Source organism: Salimicrobium flavidum (assembly GCF_900156645.1).
GTDB lineage: Bacteria > Bacillota > Bacilli > Bacillales > Halobacillaceae > Salimicrobium > Salimicrobium flavidum.
Window position 1 is genome coordinate 1 of sequence record NZ_FTOC01000006.1, and the last position, 15,957, is coordinate 15,957.

General features: G+C 45.3%; 17 protein-coding genes. 5 read left to right on the plus strand and 12 right to left on the minus strand.

Features of this window, described 5'->3' with window-relative positions; translation table 11 throughout:
* Positions 1-277: 277 nt before the first annotated feature.
* Complete coding sequence (locus tag BW944_RS09255; protein ID WP_076559001.1) at positions 278-1,153, minus strand: nucleotidyltransferase-like protein; 876 nt, start codon at positions 1,151-1,153, stop codon at positions 278-280.
* 131 nt (positions 1,154-1,284) lie between these two features.
* Between BW944_RS09255 and BW944_RS09260 the strand changes: the two genes are divergently transcribed.
* Positions 1,285-1,647, plus strand: a complete 363-nt coding sequence (locus BW944_RS09260; RefSeq protein ID WP_076559003.1) for a YgzB family protein — start codon at positions 1,285-1,287, stop codon at positions 1,645-1,647.
* A 124-nt stretch (positions 1,648-1,771) separates the two neighbouring features.
* Here the strand turns inward: BW944_RS09260 and perR are convergent, their stop codons facing one another.
* The 4 genes from perR to bcp all read right to left on the minus strand — a co-directional run bounded on the left by perR (position 1,772) and on the right by bcp (position 4,343).
* Positions 1,772-2,215: a peroxide-responsive transcriptional repressor PerR gene (gene perR / locus BW944_RS09265; protein ID WP_076559005.1), complete on the minus strand. Its 444-nt coding sequence runs from the start codon at positions 2,213-2,215 to the stop codon at positions 1,772-1,774.
* A 107-nt stretch (positions 2,216-2,322) separates the two neighbouring features.
* Positions 2,323-2,880 carry a cob(I)yrinic acid a,c-diamide adenosyltransferase gene (locus BW944_RS09270; RefSeq protein WP_076559008.1) on the minus strand — a complete coding sequence of 186 codons (558 nt, stop codon included), beginning with the start codon at positions 2,878-2,880 and terminating at the stop codon, positions 2,323-2,325.
* Between the two features lies 1 nt (position 2,881).
* Positions 2,882-3,832: a D-2-hydroxyacid dehydrogenase gene (locus tag BW944_RS09275; protein WP_076559010.1), complete on the minus strand. Its 951-nt coding sequence runs from the start codon at positions 3,830-3,832 to the stop codon at positions 2,882-2,884.
* Positions 3,833-3,875: 43 nt separating this feature from the next.
* Positions 3,876-4,343, minus strand: coding sequence for a thioredoxin-dependent thiol peroxidase (bcp, locus tag BW944_RS09280; protein WP_076559012.1), 468 nt, complete (start codon positions 4,341-4,343; stop codon positions 3,876-3,878).
* Between the two features lie 274 nt (positions 4,344-4,617).
* Here bcp and BW944_RS09285 point away from each other — a divergent pair, with 274 nt between their 5' ends.
* Both BW944_RS09285 and BW944_RS09290 read left to right on the plus strand, forming a co-directional pair.
* On the plus strand, positions 4,618-5,955 hold the full coding sequence (locus BW944_RS09285) for a glutamate-1-semialdehyde 2,1-aminomutase (protein WP_076559014.1): 1,338 nt from the start codon (positions 4,618-4,620) through the stop codon (positions 5,953-5,955).
* A gap of 115 nt (positions 5,956-6,070) precedes the next feature.
* Positions 6,071-7,138, plus strand: a complete 1,068-nt coding sequence (locus BW944_RS09290; protein WP_076559016.1) for an FUSC family protein — start codon at positions 6,071-6,073, stop codon at positions 7,136-7,138.
* Between the two features lie 215 nt (positions 7,139-7,353).
* Here the strand turns inward: BW944_RS09290 and BW944_RS09295 are convergent, their stop codons facing one another.
* The 3 genes from BW944_RS09295 to mutY all read right to left on the minus strand — a co-directional run bounded on the left by BW944_RS09295 (position 7,354) and on the right by mutY (position 10,883).
* Complete coding sequence (locus BW944_RS09295) at positions 7,354-9,114, minus strand: ABC transporter ATP-binding protein (protein ID WP_076559018.1); 1,761 nt, start codon at positions 9,112-9,114, stop codon at positions 7,354-7,356.
* Between the two features lie 62 nt (positions 9,115-9,176).
* On the minus strand, positions 9,177-9,704 hold the full coding sequence (gene ntdP, locus BW944_RS09300) for a nucleoside tri-diphosphate phosphatase (RefSeq protein WP_076559020.1): 528 nt from the start codon (positions 9,702-9,704) through the stop codon (positions 9,177-9,179).
* Positions 9,705-9,818: 114 nt separating this feature from the next.
* The gene (gene mutY, locus BW944_RS09305; protein WP_084193700.1) at positions 9,819-10,883 is read right to left on the minus strand and encodes an A/G-specific adenine glycosylase; all 1,065 of its coding nucleotides are present in this window, start codon (positions 10,881-10,883) and stop codon (positions 9,819-9,821) included.
* A 54-nt stretch (positions 10,884-10,937) separates the two neighbouring features.
* Between mutY and BW944_RS09310 the strand changes: the two genes are divergently transcribed.
* A complete protein-coding gene (locus BW944_RS09310; protein ID WP_076559022.1) occupies positions 10,938-11,933 on the plus strand; it encodes a metal-dependent hydrolase in 996 nt (331 codons plus the stop codon).
* A gap of 27 nt (positions 11,934-11,960) precedes the next feature.
* Here BW944_RS09310 and BW944_RS09315 read toward each other — a convergent pair whose 3' ends face one another.
* Positions 11,961-12,221, minus strand: a complete 261-nt coding sequence (locus BW944_RS09315) for a YfhJ family protein (protein ID WP_076559024.1) — start codon at positions 12,219-12,221, stop codon at positions 11,961-11,963.
* Entirely contained in the window at positions 12,214-12,585 is a 372-nt protein-coding gene (locus tag BW944_RS09320; RefSeq protein ID WP_076559026.1) for a YfhH family protein, read from the minus strand. Before BW944_RS09320 ends, BW944_RS09315 begins: the two co-directional genes overlap by 8 nt.
* A gap of 92 nt (positions 12,586-12,677) precedes the next feature.
* On the opposite strand from BW944_RS09320, the gene BW944_RS09325 reads away from it, so the two are divergent.
* Positions 12,678-13,331: an SDR family NAD(P)-dependent oxidoreductase gene (locus BW944_RS09325; RefSeq protein WP_076559028.1), complete on the plus strand. Its 654-nt coding sequence runs from the start codon at positions 12,678-12,680 to the stop codon at positions 13,329-13,331.
* Positions 13,332-13,584: 253 nt separating this feature from the next.
* On the opposite strand, the gene BW944_RS09330 is transcribed toward BW944_RS09325, so the two are convergent.
* Positions 13,585-13,851, minus strand: a complete 267-nt coding sequence (locus BW944_RS09330) for a phosphocarrier protein HPr (RefSeq protein WP_076559030.1) — start codon at positions 13,849-13,851, stop codon at positions 13,585-13,587.
* Between the two features lie 13 nt (positions 13,852-13,864).
* Positions 13,865-15,898: a glucose-specific PTS transporter subunit IIBC gene (ptsG, locus tag BW944_RS09335; RefSeq protein WP_076559032.1), complete on the minus strand. Its 2,034-nt coding sequence runs from the start codon at positions 15,896-15,898 to the stop codon at positions 13,865-13,867.
* Positions 15,899-15,957 lie beyond the last annotated feature (59 nt).

Sequence of the window (15,957 nt, forward strand, 5' to 3'; positions counted from 1 at the left end):
AAACTCTCCATAAAAGAGCGATTGATTAGCTCATGTTGTCTTGCTTTAAAAATTGACGCATGGCATAAAACATTGTTCAGTTTTCAAAGATCTACGGTGTCGCTCTCAAAACAGCGACTTAATCAATATACCATGTTGTGCGTATTCCGTCAACAACAATGTATATTTTTTTGTGTGCGCCGGTTGCCGTGAACGGCTTTCCTTAACGCGACAAATAACAATTTACCACGCCCTCCTCGTAGTCGTCAATACTTTTCCAATAAAAATCCCCGATCTTTTAAAGACCGGGAGCAATACAGTACTTTCGATGATATATACCGGCACCCTTCGTTTCCTGCAAATCTATGCTTACAAAGCCTTTATTCACCGCATATTCCATCATTGCAGAAAGATCGAGTGCATAGTCCTTGACCTCTGGATGAATTTTCAGTTCTCCGAATGTCCAGCTTTCTTCTTTTTCTTTCATAACAGAAAAGAAATGCTCCATATTATTTTCGGCACGTTCATTGATAGAGTGATCTAATGCCAAAACCATAAGCTCTACCCGTTTCGCCACGCTTTCTCCACTTTCTATCAATTCCTGGTACAGTTTATAGATTTCAGGATCCATCCTTTTCACCTGGTTCCACACAGTCACTTCCGGATGAAACCCTTTTTCAATAATCGAAAGACGTGCCAGGTAATGAAGGCATCTGACCATTCTGCTGAAAGCGTCCAAGTATTGTTTTGATTCGAACAGGTCCCTCGACTCGCTATAGCTCCGGATCAATTTAGCGAATTCAATCACTTTTTTCTTACTTCTTTGTTTCTCGGGAAAATCTTTCAGTTCTTTCTTCAGCGCAGTAAGATAATCGTTCTTTTCAAAAATAGTAGCCCCATCGGTGACCCACTCCACCGCACGTCTGAACGTACTTGTCGTAATCCAATGTTGCAGCAGGGACTCCTCTACTACGTGAAGAGCTGCAGACTGATCCTCGAATTCATAATGTTTTACATACCAGGGGTCCTGAGCTTCCGTAACTATAACGAGTAAAATAACATCAAAATTATCCGTAACCGGACTCACCGGCTTTTTCTTCTCCAGGTAAAGGATGCCTAAGGTCTCTCTTCGACTCGCTCTCTCCTGATAAATGGGACGCAACACATCTTCCATAGAAATCCTCCCGACTAATAAAAATCCACTTTTTTTAATTATTCGACGTTTTCAACGGAATTCCTTTTCTCTTTCTAAGAAGTTTACCACCTGTGATACAATATTCTTATAGAAAGTAAGGAGGCTTTTCAATGGCGCTGAAATACAGTAATAAAATAAATAAAATCCGTACATTCGCTTTGTCTTTGATATTTGTCGGCTTTGCTATCATGTATATCGGACTCCTGTTCAAGGACATCGTATGGCTCATGATAATAGCTATGATCCTAGGTATGTTATCCATCCTTTTCAGTACAGTCGTTTACTTTTGGATCGGGATGCTTTCTACTAAGGCCGTACCTATAGAGTGCCCCTCATGCGGAAAACAGACAAAGATGCTCGGTCGGGTTGATGCATGTATGCACTGTGATCAACCTTTGACCATGGACCCGGAACTTGAAGGCGAAGAATTTGATGAAAGTTACAACTCGAAAAAAAGAAAGACTGAGGAATAACAAAAAAACAGCTTCTCTTTATCAGATTACAAGATAAAGAGAAGCTGTTTTTTTAAGGGGAACCCCCCTAATATCCAGGCTACCTTGAAAATAGAAGCCTTCTGCAAATCATTACAGAAGGCTTTTAGTGAGCGCTTTTTGCTCGACACTCGGAACAGGTACCATATACTTCCATGCGATGATGGCTTACATTGAATCCTGTAACCTGTTCTGCCAGAGATTCCACTTCATCCAGCCGAGGATAATGGAAATCTACGATCTTTCCACACGTTTCACAAATGGCATGGTAATGATCAGATGTATTACAATCAAAACGACTCGACGAATCTCCATACGTCAATTCACGGACCAGCCCTATTTCTCTCAGTACACGTAAGTTATTGTAGACGGTCGCAACACTCATATTAGGAAACTTACTCTCTAGAGCTTTATAGATATCATCAGCCGTAGGGTGACTCATCGACTGGATCAGGTACTCAAGCACCGCATGACGCTGAGGCGTAATGCGAACTCCCGATTCTTTTAATGTATCGATTGCATCTTGAAGTCTATGATCGGACACCGTCATGCACCTCGCTTTCTAAACGAATAAAACTATCGATAAAATTATTAGATTATAATCTTTATAATTAGTTTAACCCTGTTCAAGTACACCTGTCAATCATTGCGTTTCCTTTATACATCAGGATTCAGAGTCGTTTCTGAACCTCCCAGCTCCTTGTCCACATAACGTGCAGCCACAAATAGCAAATCAGAGAGACGATTCAGATAGCCGACAGCCAGAGGGTTGTTCAATTCCTCTTCAAGCGCAGAGGAACATCTCTCTGCACGGCGTACCACCGTTCGGGCCATATGAAGATGAGCAGCCGCTTCCACTCCAGTCGGAAGGATGAAGTTTTTCAGTTCCGGCAAATCCGCATCCCAATGATCGATGAGATTTTCCAGTTCTTCAATGTGTTCTTTCTTCAATTCCCAGAACACTTCCTTTCCCTTTGGAGTAGCAAGTTCAGCTCCCACATGAAACAGAATCGTCTGTACCCGGTTGAGTTTCTCCAGCATTTCTTCCTTGCCGGGGAACTCCTCCTTCCTGAGATGACTCACAGCAACCCCGATAACGGAATTGGCTTCATCGCACGTACCGTAAGCTTCTACCCGAAGGTCACTTTTAGGAACCCTATCTCCATGCACCAAGGATGTTTTCCCTTTATCCCCTGACCTCGTATATATTCTCATATTAATATCCCCTTTCCGGATCGATAACGTTTTCCATAGAATCGGAGTTCATGTATGCTTTCATATTTCTGTCGAAAATATCGAATGCTCTCGGTAAATATCCAGACGTGATACCTGAAATATGAGGAGTCACTGTGATATTTTCTTCTCTCCAGAAAGGATGGTCTTCCGGGAGAGGTTCTTCTTCCATAACGTCCAGTACGGCATGTGCGATATCACCCTTTTCAATAGCGGACGATACTGTCTTTTCCGGAACCAGATCCCCTCTGCCCATGTTAAGAAATACAGCGTGCTCGGGCATAGCCTGGAAATGTTCCTTCTGAAGCAATCCTCTGGTCTCCTCGGTACTTGGTAATACTGCTGCTACGTAATCACCTTCACTTAGCGCAGCGTTTAACTTTTCGATTCGATACACTTCGTCGAAATTGTCCTTCCCTTTCCCGGACCTCGAAACTCCGATTGTTTTCATATCAAATGCTTTTGCCAGACGGGCTGTTTCTGAGGCTATAGCTCCCGTACCCAGAAGAACCATCGTATGTCCGCCCAATTCCTGGAAATCAAGTTTCCGATTCCAATAAGATGCATTTTCCTGCTGCTGGAGTTTCTTCGCCCGTTTCGCCACCTGCAAAAACATTCCGATCGCGTATTCAGCCATCGGTTTGGCATGAATCCCCCGTACGTTGGTCACAAGAATATCCTTTTCTTCAATGATAGAAAAAGGCATACGGTCCATACCTGCAGACATAATCATTATCCATTTCAGGTTTTTCGCTTTTTCTATTTTTTCTTCATTAAGATCTTCCCCGTATGTAATCAGAATTTCCGCTTCAGGCAGATAATCCTCTCCTTCTTCCATCCCATAACAGTAACGGAAGTCGACAGAAGGATACTGATTCACCATTCGTTCCTTCACATCTTCCGGTACGCGTTTCAAAACAGACAGCACTTGCATAAAACTCTCCTCCTTTCAGGAAAAACCGCGGGGTTGCCGCGGTTCACAGGTTTTCTTTAATGTAATTCAGAGCTTCTTCCACGTGGCCGTCTACCTTGACCTGGCGGAATTCTTCTTGCAGGTTCCCGTCCTTATCAATGATGAACGTCGACCTTTCCATACCGTAGGTCTCTTCGCCGCCTCTTTTTTTCAACTTCCAGGCACCATATTTCTCCGCTACCTCATGGTTCTCATCGGCCAACAGGAGAAAAGGCAAGTCATTTTTCTCAATGAATTTTTTGTGTGATTCCACCGGGTCTGTGCTCACACCCAAAATGACAGCATCCAATTCCTCGAAACTCTGGTGATTATCGCGGAAGTCGCACGCCTCATTCGTACAACCTGGCGTCATATCTTTCGGATAAAAATAAAGCACCACATTCTTGCCTTTATAATCTTCAAGCGATACATTCTCTCCATTATTTGCAGGCAATGTGAAATCCGGAGCCTGCTGTCCTTTTTTCAAAGTCATCTTTCATTCCTCCTTCAACATTATTGATACTTTCTACTTTAAAGGAAAGAAAAAGAAAGTTCCAATATTTCAAAAACTCCTCCTCCTCTTCATTCACTTCAGAATTATCATTGATTTTGGCTACCCTGAAAGTAAATATTCAGGCAGACGCTTTCCGTTCCTATGAGCAACAATAGGCTTTAACAGAGCTTTGATTTTACAATCATCCATTGGACTCGGGTTTTCGTATGGTAAACTACTAAGTGAAAGTTTTGACGACGATGGAGGGAAAATAATGAATATCGAAACATCAAAATCTCTTTTTCAAGAAGCAGAGCAGCATATAGTAGGCGGAGTGAACTCACCTTCCCGGGCTTATAAAGGAGTGGGCGGAGGTACGCCGATATATATGAAGAAAGGGGAAGGATCCCGTTTTATCGATGTAGACGATAATAAGTACATCGATTATCTGGGAGCGTATGGTCCTATCATAACCGGACACGCCCATCCCCATATCACAGATGCTATAAAGAAAGCTGCAGAAAGTGGAGTGCTATACGGAACGCCCACTTCCCTCGAGAATGTTTTTGCTAAAAAACTCAAGAACGCTATCCCCTCCCTTGATAAAGTCCGTTTCGTGAATTCAGGTACAGAAGCGGTCATGACGACAATCCGTGTCGCCCGTGCCTATACAGGGAGAAATAAAATAATAAAATTCGCCGGGTGCTACCACGGACACTCTGATCTTGTTTTAGTTGCTGCTGGGTCCGGACCGGCGACGCTTGGTACTCCTGACTCTGCAGGTATCCCCGCTGCAATCGCAGAAGATGTGATCACTGTGCCATTCAACGACATCAGTTCTTTCCAGAAGGCTTTGGAGCAGTACGGGGACGAGATAGCAGGTGTGCTTGTGGAACCGATTGTCGGCAATTTCGGCATTGTCGAACCGAAAGAAGGGTTCCTTCAACAAGTGAATGATTTCGCTCACGAAGCAGGGGCGCTCGTCATCTATGATGAAGTGATCACCGCTTTTCGTTTCACTTACGGCAGTGCCCAGCAATTACTCGGAGTCGAACCAGACATGACAGCTATGGGGAAAATCATCGGAGGAGGCCTTCCGATCGGAGCTTACGGGGGACGAGCGGATATCATGGAACAGGTAGCACCTTTAGGTCCGGCTTACCAGGCCGGGACGATGTCCGGTAACCCTGCTTCTATGGCGGCAGGAATCGCCTGCCTTGAAGTACTAGAACAACCCGGGACTTATGAACATCTCGACCGTCTAGGAGCTCTACTCGAGGACGGGATAAAAAACAGTGCTTCCTCGTATGGTATAGATGTGCAAGTGAATCGTCTCGGAGGTGCTCTCACTTTGTTTTTCACAGACAAAGAAGTAGAGAACTATAAAGATGCTGAGAACACAGATGGAGAGAAATTCGCAAGCTTCTTCAAAAGCATGCTCTCCAAAGGAGTGAATCTCGCCCCTTCGAAATACGAAGCCTGGTTCCTGACCACAGCTCATAGGGAAGAGGATATCCATAAAACGCTCGAGGCTGTCGATCAGACATTCGCGGAAATGACCGGAAAAAATCATAACTCTTATTATCGTAAAAATGAAAAGAACCGTTTATAATGAAAGAAGCTAGAAAAAATCGGAAGATACTGTTGGAGATGGCTGATTCAAGAAAAAATAGCCGGATTCTCCAATAATGATACTTTCTTACTTTTTTACAAAAGGATGATGCCCTTTGAAACTGGGAGCACGAATGGTCAAAACAGGATTGGCTGTAGCTATAGCTCTTTATATAGGTGGGATGTTCGAATTCCTTTCCCCGTTACTTGCAGCCATTGCGGTCGTATTTTCTATACAGCCGTCTATTTATCGTTCTTATCAATCTATCATTGAACAAATTCAGGGGAATATCATCGGGGCAATGATAGCCGTTGCGGCCGTTTTCACGCTTGGCAACGACCCATTCATAGTCGCTTTTGCAATCATCATTGCCATTGGTATAACATCGAACATGAAGATGAACGAAACCACCGTTTCTCTTGCTGTCGTAGCTGTCGTAGCTCTGATGGATTCGACGGATCAGACATTCGCCTATTTCGCCGCTTCCCGTATCTCTTCTATGTTTGTCGGTATCCTTGCCGCATTCGTTGTCAATCTGGTTTTTATGCCACCAAAATATGAGACGAGACTATTCGGCAAAATCGAGGATTCTACCAGTGACATTTTACAGTGGATCCGCGTAACAACACGGAACCTTTCAGATGAGCCTGCACTAAAATATGAAATTATACGTATACAGGACGCCATCCGCTGGCTGGACCACACTTACCTTCTTTATTCAGAAGAAAGAACGTATCTGAGAGGAAAAGGGTTTGCAAAAGGACGGAAACTCGTCGTTTTTCGCCAGCTGATTACGACCACCAAGAAATCATTCGACGTATTGAAAGCTTTTCACCGGCTCGATCACAAAATTGAACAGATCCCTGAAGAATTCCAGGACGCTCTCGTGTACGAACTCGATAAACTGGTAAATGCTCATGAAAAATTATTATTGAGCCTGAAGGGACGAATCAAACAGACACACAAACAGGCTTTGCGCAGTGTTGAGACCCCGGATATTCCTTTGCTTGTAGATCGCTTGATGAACGAATACGAACATGGCTACGATAAGGACCGGCTTATCTTTTTGCCTTTGGCTTCCCAGTTGATGGAATATCATTACCAGTTGGAAAAACTGAAACGCCTCTTAAAAAGTTATCAGAAAAATAACCAGAATGAATATATCCAAACAGGAATCAAATAAAAAGAGGAAACCCGCGGGTTTCCTCTTTTTATTAAGCTCTGTTATCATTCATTGTTGATTTTCGTTCTGCAGGTGGAAGCTTTTCGCAGGCATGACGTAAACTTCCGGAATCTCTCTACGTTCGATTCCGGTGATTTTTAAGTTCATGCCATTCAAGGCAGGCGTCTCCACCCTTCGTTCCTAAAATCAACAACAGGCTTTAACATAGCTTTTTATTATGAAAGTGGCACATCATCAAGTTCCTGAACCTGATAAAGACCGTAGTAGTGTCCCCGTTTAGCCATAAGCTCCTCATGACTCCCGCTTTCTGCAATCTGACCATTTTCAACCAGAACAATGCGGTCAGCATGGGTGATCGTAGATAACCTGTGGGCGACAATAAAGGTGGTGCGTTCCGACGCGAGACGTTCAAGCGCTGACTGGATGAGGCTCTCACTTTCAAGATCAAGTGCAGAAGTCGCTTCATCAAGCACAAGGATAGACGGGTTTTTCAGAAAAACCCGAGCTATCGCTATACGTTGCTTCTGCCCCCCTGACAGTTTCACTCCCCGTTCACCGACGAGAGTATCGTATCCATACGGCAAACCGCTGATGAAATCATGAGCATTCGCGGCTCGTGCCGCTTCCATCATTTCTTCATCGGTAGCGTCAGGGTTCCCCATTTTGATGTTCATCGCTACAGATTCACTGAACAACGTATTATCCTGAAGAACCATCCCGATCTGATCTCTCAGTGAACGTACCTGAACATCTCTGATATCCGTATCGTCCACCAGGATCCGTCCTCCTGTCACGTCGTAAAAACGGGGAATAAGGCTGATAAGCGTGGATTTACCACCACCACTCATGCCGACAAAAGCAATCGTCTCCCCCCGGTCGACGTGAAGCGTCACATCTTCGAGGACGGGCGCTTCCTCTTCTTCATACCGGAAAGAAACATGATCGAACGTCACTTTTCCGTCTACAGACGTCACTTCCTGAGCATTCTTTTTGTCCTTGATGTCATAAGGCTCATCAAGAAATTCGAATACACGATCCATGGAAGCGATGGACTGCGTCAGCACTGTGGCTGAGTTGACGAGACGACGGAGCGGCCCATATACAAGATCCATATAACCAACGAAAGCCACCATCGTTCCAACTGTAACCGAGCCGGTAATGACAAGATACCCAGCGGAAGCTATCAAAAGAAGCGGTGCAAGGTCCGTAATGGTATACGTCACGGAATACGTGTATGCGTTCCAGTTCGTATGACGAATCGCTTTATCAAGGAAATTCGAGTTCCGCTCATCAAATTGTTGATGTTCATAACCCTCAAGAGCAAAACTTCTCGTCACCGGAACTCCCTGAACCCTTTCATGTAGATGTCCCTGCACTTCGGCCAACGCCTGGGATCGGTCGGAGGTAAGTGTCCGCAAACGCGAATAAAAGTACTTCACTGCAAACCCGTATAAAGGGAAAAGAGCTACCGCTACGAGCGTAAGCCACACGTTCATCGTAAGCATAATGATGACTGCGATGAGAATGGTGACCATATCGAGCCATATATTCATAAGCCCCGTAATTACGAAGTTTTTTGTCTGTTCCACATCATAAATTACCCGGGAAATGATTTCGCCGGACTTCGTCTTGGAGTAGAACTTCAGGCTGAGGCGCTGAATATGATCGAATAATTTATCACGAATATCATATAAGACATTACTGCCGATCCACTGGGCAAAATACTGTCTCAAATATTCCACCGGCGGCCGTACCACAAGAAATAGGAATAATGCTCCTCCCATAATCCATAATAACTGATCCACTTTTTCCGATTGGGCCATCGATTCGCTCCCGATAATGTCATCAATGACATATTTCGAAATAAGTGGAAGCAATAAAGGAATACCGAATTTGATGACCCCAATCAGGATGGTCAAAAGGATTTTCCACTTATACGGAGCTACAAATACCATATACCTTTTTATTGAATCCATAAACTGTCCCTTCTTTCTAATTGGAAAAAATAAGGAAGCGCACCCTCAAAGTGCGCTCTCCCTTACCTGTACGTTAAGTACCGTTCATACCACTGATCGATGAATTCCGGAGCGAAAGGACCTTTCCGCTGATGTATCCAACGGACTAGGATATCCACATTATTATACAAAATCCTATCCAGTACATGCGGGTAATTCATCTGTTTTCGGTGGAGGTCGTATTCGTCCTCGTCCAGCAATTTGTAAGTCATATCCGGAAACACTTTCACATCCAGATCATAATCGATATATTTGATCATCTCATCTTCATAAATGAATGGAGAACTGATATTGCAGTAATAATGCACTCCATCCGACCGGAGCATTCCTATGACATTGAACCAGTATCTTGTGTGAAAATAACAGATAGCCGGCTCTCTCGTGATCCACGTTCTTCCATCACTTTCTGTGACTCTTGCCCGATCATTCGCACCGATAATGATCGTATTCGAACCTTTTAGAATAGTGGTATTGTCCCATACGCGGTGCAATTGTCCATTGTGCTTATAACTTTGTATTTTGATCCGCTTGCCAGGCGCCGGGCTGGACATACGAATTCCACCCCTTTCTTGTCTGAAATCACTTCTTCCTATTATAACGACAATTCATTCCAATTGAAAACAATTCATTTTGCTTCGCTTTCGGCCTTATATCATATGCATACCTCACCGAAGATGAGGGTGTATTTTTTGATGGGAAACAGGGAAAGGATAATTCTTGATTGTTTCTTTCGGCACGAATCTGGCATCCTCTCTTTGGACGGTTCCGGATACTGCTTCAGCACGGTGGACTTCCATCTCCCAGATCAAATGAGAGAATGTATGTCTCACTCGGTCTATCATACCGTTTTCCTCGATTTTCAACCCGTCCAGATCCCCTTCTTCCACCTCTTCTTCTTTCACCATCGGATACTGCCATAAGTTTGCCAACAACCCGTTCTCCGGGCGCTTTTCAATCAGCACTTCTCCTCTTTCATTCTCCACGACATACGTGCGGTATCGTAATACTTTCTGTGTTTTTTTCGAAGATTTCACAGGTAATTCCTGTTCGACCCCTTTGTGAAAAGCCCGGCAATGTTCCTGCACCGGGCACAATAGACATGAAGGAGACTTAGGTGTACAAACAATGGCTCCGAGTTCCATCAATCCCTGATTAAACGAAGAAGGATCCTTCGAAGAAATCAGAGAAGAAACCAGCAATTCAAACAGCTTTCTTGTCGACTGTTTGGCGATGTCCTCATCCACGAGAAGTACTCTCGATAATACTCTCATCACATTCCCGTCCACTGCAGGTACAGGAAGATCGTAAGCGATGCTTAAAATAGCTCCTTGCGTGTATGGACCGACACCTTTAAGAGAACCGATCTCTTCCACGGTTTTCGGAACTTCCGAATGGTACTCGGAAACGACTTCCCTGACAGCAGTTTGCAAATTCCGAGCACGGGAATAGTACCCTAACCCCTCCCACGCTTTCAGCACTTCCTGTTCATCCGCCGCAGCCAGGTCTTCGAGGGTCGGGAATTTCCGGATGAACTGTTCGAAATAGGGGATGACAGTCTCCACCTTCGTCTGCTGAAGCATGATTTCTGAAATCCAGACGCGATATGGATCCTGATTCTCCCGCCACGGGAGGGTACGTTGTTCTTTTTTGAACCATTCAATCAAATCTCCGCGGAATGATTCCACGGGAAAATCCTTGATTATTTCATCAGCTAACTCATTGCGCTTCAAATTAACACACCCTTCATGATACATTTGGTGCACGAGGTAAAAGGGGGGAAACATATGGATACAGCTACACACGTCGTCATGGGAGTAGCTCTCGGTGGACTGGCCACCATCGATCCGGTTGTCGCAGAAGACCCCGCACTCGGGCAAGCTGTTCTGATCGGTACGATTATAGGTTCCCAGGCTCCCGACTTCGATACCGTACTTAAATTGAAAAACAACGCGACATATATAAGGAATCACAGGGGCATCACTCATTCCATGCCTGCTGTCGTCTTATGGGGACTGCTCCTCACGGGAGGCCTCTCCCTTTTCTATCCGGAGGTGAACACCCTCCACTTATGGATGTGGACGTTTCTCGCCGTCATCCTCCATGTATTCGTCGACGTGTTCAACGCATACGGCACCCAGGCCTACCGCCCATTCACCAAACGGTGGGTAGCCTACGGGTTCATCAATACGTTCGACCCCTATATCTTTTATTTCCACATAGCAGGGATCATCGCCTGGTTTTTAGGAGCAAACCCCGCTTATTTGTGGCTGCTCATCTATTTCATCATCGCTCTCTACTATGTGAAGCGGTACTTCGATAAAAGAGAGATGATAAAACTCATCGAAGAGAATTTCACAGACATCGAGCAAATCATCACTTTTCCGACGATCAATCAGAATATATGGCGGATCACTATAACGACTCCTTCGAGATATTATATCGGCCGTGCCGAAAACGGACACATCACCATACTCGACGAATTCATAAACAAACCGATCAATACTCGTGACCCTGTAGTGAAAAAAGCTCTCGAGGACCATAACATTAAAGCGTTTCTTTCTTTTTCACCGGTCTATCGTTATGAGATCAATTACCACGATGAATACACCGAACTTCGTTTCATCGACCTCCGCTACCGTTATAACGGTCGGTACCCGTTCGTAGCACTTGTGAAGATCGACGATGAACACGGGGAAAACTTAAAGATTATCGACTCCTACACAGGGTGGGTGTTCACTGAAGAAAAGCTGCAGGATAAACTGAATACGGCCGAAAAGTGAACCACGCCCCCAGGGAGCGTGGTTCACTTATTCTTCAAAGTATTTTTTGAATTTAGGGTTGGTAGCAACGAAGTCATCCAGATGCGGACCGTAATGAGTAACCCACTGTCTGATAATCTGCTCGGTCACTTCTGTTCCTTTATATTCTCTCCCGGCCTTCGCGCGGGTGGCTTCGAAATCTTCCCACAGTAGCTCAATCCACTTCCTCGCTTCCGGCTCTGATAAATCTCCGTTTTTCTCCATGAGTTCTCTCGTCAGCTGGTCCTGCTTGAGGTTGTGGTCACTCATCGCTCGTCACCCTGCGCCCGAGCATCGAAATAGGAAGCGCTTCTTCCGGTTCCCCGGTAATATGATCCCCTTCCTCTTTTTCGACGAATCTTCCATGCTGGTCTTTCCGATAGCCCCACGCGAATACACCGTTGATATAGACGATATAAAACGTATGGGAAGGGTCCCCCTCGATTTCATGTGTATCCCCTTTTTTGAATTCCTTCGGGTTCAGCATATACGCTTTGGCCATAGTTATTTTACGTTCATAGACGGCGTATTCGTTCACCATCCCGAACTGTTCCGCTTTCCTGGCTTTATCCGTAAGCTCGCCGACTTCCTGACGCAGCTCTTCGTATGTGTAGTCACTGTATCGACGCTCCACCTTGAATCTCTCCTCCCGACTTATTTTCCATTTACATTTTAACACTTAAGGGACACAATAGAAATTAGAATACACAGGGAAAGGAAGTCATTATGGGAAATGTCATCATTACAGGAGCAGGAAGCGGTCTCGGCAAAGCCCTCGCTAAACGATATGTAAGAGCCGGTCACACCATTTATCTGAGCGGACGCGACGAAGACAAACTGAGAAGTGCCCGGCACGAAATCGAAAGCGAGGGAGGCGTCACGGATACAGTCGTTTGTGATGTGACAGAAGCCGCTTCGATCCAGGAAATGCTCAAGCAGGTAGACACTGTAGACCTCATCATCAATAACGCAGGGGTCGGTATCTTCGGAGAACTCTCCACTTATGAAGAAGAAGACATCGATGCTATGCTGAATACGAATGTGAAAGGGACGATTCTCCTTACACAAGCGGCTCAGCCGAAACTGGAAGCTTCCGGCGGGCGTGTGCTCAACATTATCTCTACTGCTGGTTTAAAAGGAAAAGTGAACGAAAGCGTGTACTGTGCCAGTAAATTCGCTGTCCGTGGGTTTACCGAGAGTCTCCATAAAGAATGGGAAGATAAAAGAATTGATGCCACCGCTGTCTATATGGGCGGAATGAACACGCCATTCTGGGAGAATTCCGAACATGTAAGCAACCCGGATAAACTGCGCACTCCTGATGAGGTGGCTGAAATCATCTTTTCGCAGGATGACCGCCGCCCACATTTAGAAATATAAGAAACGTTTGTTGACTATATAGCAAAAGGCTCTGTTATCGTTTATTGTTGATTTTCATCCCTACGGGTGGAAGCTTGCCGCGGGCATGACGCGGGCTTCCGGAATCTCCCTACGTTCGATTCCGGTGATTTTCCGTTCATGCTTGTCCCGCAGGCGTCTCCCCCCTTCGTTCTAAAATCAACAACCGGCTTAAACAGAGCCTAGCAAAAAAAGAGATAGAGGGAGGCCCTCTATCTCTTTTTGTATATTCGATTTATTCGCCAAGACCTTCTTCTTTTGCTTTTTCAGCGATCGCTTTCACCGCTTCTTTCTCATCCTCGCCTTCAGCAGAAAAAGCAATTTCTGCTCCGCTCGGAATACCGAGAGACATGACTCCCATAATGGATTTCAAGTTGACGGATTTCCCGTTATACTCCAAAGTCACATCGGACTTATACTGACCCGCTACCTGTACAAGAGAAGTAGCAGGACGTGCGTGTACGCCCTCGGAAGCTGTGATTTTCATATTTTTCTGTTCCATAATGGATCTCTCCCTATTCTTTTATTTTAATGATGTTCTTCTGCTCAGTGGTTATTTCACCAGTTTCCTGCAAGTCTACATACTGGTTTTCATTAAGGTTTGTAAAGATAATCGGAGTGATGACCGATGGTGCATGTTCCTTCACGTATTCAAGGTCTACATCCATCAGTTTCTGCCCCTGTTTCACTTTATCTCCTTCACCGACATGAGCCGTGAAGCCTTCTCCGTTAAGTTTCACTGTATCGATTCCGATATGGATCAGTACCTCTACCCCGTCATCAGTGACAAGGCCGATAGCATGTTTCGTCGGGAACACGTTCACCACTTTACCATTGATCGGAGAAACAATCGCTCCATCTACAGGATCGATAGCGAATCCGTCTCCCATCATCTTGCCGGAGAACACCTGGTCAGGTACATCCGTAAGTGGCAACAACTTCCCGTTAAGCGGACTGACAAAGTCAATGTCTTCAGCAATATGAAGCTCCGTATCCGTTGCTGCATCGGCTTTAGGTGCTTCCTGCTTACGCGGGGCTTTTCCATCTATAATGTCCTGCATCTGGCCACGCAGCGAATCGGAAACAGGTCCATAAATCGCCTGGATATTATTCCCTACTTCCATTACACCGGAAGCGCCGAGTTTCTTAAGACGGTCCTTATTGACATTCCCCTTATCATGCACGGAGACACGAAGTCTCGTAATGCAGGCATCCAGGTTGTCGATGTTTTCCTGACCGCCCATCGCCTTGAGAATTTCATACGGTTTGTCATCGATTTCTCCTACTTCTTCCCCTTCATCTTCTCCTTCTTTTTCACGTCCAGGAGTAGCAAGGTTGAACTTGAGAATCGCCCAACGGAACCCGAAGTAGTAAATGACAGCGAAGACGAGACCTACGATGATCACCCACCACCAGTCAGTACGGTTCGGAATGACACCGAAGAGAATGAAATCGATCAGACCTCCGGAAAACGTCTGTCCTATTTTCACTCCGAGAATCTCCATGATCATAAAGGAGAAACCGGCAAACACCGCGTGGATCGCGAACAACAGCGGGGCGACGAATAGAAATGAGAATTCGATCGGTTCTGTAATACCTGTAAGGAAGGAAGTAAGAGCTGCTGAGAACATGATCCCTCCTACCACTTTCTTACGTTCCGGACTTGCTGTGTGATAAATCGCAAGCGCCGCAGCCGGAAGACCGAACATCATGAACGGGAACTTACCGACCATGAACGTACCTGCTGTAAATTCTACACCGTCACGTAGCTGTGCGAAGAAAATCGTCTGGTCCCCGCGTACAATTTCTCCGGCAGCGTTCGTGTAGGAACCGAATTCGAACCAGAACGGAGAATAGAAAATATGGTGCAGACCGAATGGAATGAGGGAACGTTCCACGACACCGAATATGAAAGCGGCAAGCGTCTGGTTCGATTCGAGCATGAACTGAGAAAATGCGTTCAACCCGGACTGCGCATACGGCCAGATGAAGAACATGATAATTCCCAGTCCGAGAGATGTAAACGCTGTGATGATCGGTACAAAGCGCTTACCGGCAAAGAATCCGAGGAACTGCGGAAGTTCTATGTTGTAATACTTTTTATACAGGAACGATGCCCATATACCGACAATGATACCACCGAAAACACCAGTCTGAAGAGTCGGAATACCAAGGACGTTCGCGAATTCCGGACTGTCAGCTGCCATCTCCGGCGTCACATCACCAAGAACTCCCATCGTCACGTTCATAATCAAATAACCTATGATTCCGGCAAGTCCTGCAACACCATCGCCTCCGGCAAGCCCAATGGCTACCCCGACTGCGAATAATAGTGGCAAGTTATCAAATACGACGCCACCTGCTGCTTCCATCAACGAAAGAAGCAGTACCATCCACGGATGTTCAAAAAATGGAACAAGATCTGTGAATGATTCCTGAGCAAAACTGGTACCAAAGGCAAGCAGAATACCCGCTGCCGGAAGCAATGCTACCGGTAGCATGAGGGACTTACCGACTTTTTGCAGTGTACCGAATGCATTCTTAAACATAAATAGTCCTCCTTTTTATTTGCAACCCAGATGAATTTTCAGAAAAATGAACCGTTTTC

Bases quoted from the DNA above. Each gene is read 5' to 3' on its own strand.
- BW944_RS09255 (WP_076559001.1), bottom strand. From the start codon at position 1,153: ATGGAAGATGTGTTGCGTCCCATTTATCAGGAGAGAGCGAGTCGAAGA.
- BW944_RS09260 (WP_076559003.1), top strand. From the start codon at position 1,285: ATGGCGCTGAAATACAGTAATAAAATAAATAAAATCCGTACATTCGCT.
- perR (WP_076559005.1), bottom strand. From the start codon at position 2,215: ATGACGGTGTCCGATCATAGACTTCAAGATGCAATCGATACATTAAAA.
- BW944_RS09270 (WP_076559008.1), bottom strand. From the start codon at position 2,880: ATGAGAATATATACGAGGTCAGGGGATAAAGGGAAAACATCCTTGGTG.
- BW944_RS09275 (WP_076559010.1), bottom strand. From the start codon at position 3,832: ATGCAAGTGCTGTCTGTTTTGAAACGCGTACCGGAAGATGTGAAGGAA.
- bcp (WP_076559012.1), bottom strand. From the start codon at position 4,343: ATGACTTTGAAAAAAGGACAGCAGGCTCCGGATTTCACATTGCCTGCA.
- BW944_RS09285 (WP_076559014.1), top strand. From the start codon at position 4,618: ATGAATATCGAAACATCAAAATCTCTTTTTCAAGAAGCAGAGCAGCAT.
- BW944_RS09295 (WP_076559018.1), bottom strand. From the start codon at position 9,114: ATGGATTCAATAAAAAGGTATATGGTATTTGTAGCTCCGTATAAGTGG.
- ntdP (WP_076559020.1), bottom strand. From the start codon at position 9,704: ATGTCCAGCCCGGCGCCTGGCAAGCGGATCAAAATACAAAGTTATAAG.
- BW944_RS09310 (WP_076559022.1), top strand. From the start codon at position 10,938: ATGGATACAGCTACACACGTCGTCATGGGAGTAGCTCTCGGTGGACTG.
- BW944_RS09315 (WP_076559024.1), bottom strand. From the start codon at position 12,221: ATGAGTGACCACAACCTCAAGCAGGACCAGCTGACGAGAGAACTCATG.
- BW944_RS09325 (WP_076559028.1), top strand. From the start codon at position 12,678: ATGGGAAATGTCATCATTACAGGAGCAGGAAGCGGTCTCGGCAAAGCC.
- BW944_RS09330 (WP_076559030.1), bottom strand. From the start codon at position 13,851: ATGGAACAGAAAAATATGAAAATCACAGCTTCCGAGGGCGTACACGCA.
- ptsG (WP_076559032.1), bottom strand. From the start codon at position 15,898: ATGTTTAAGAATGCATTCGGTACACTGCAAAAAGTCGGTAAGTCCCTC.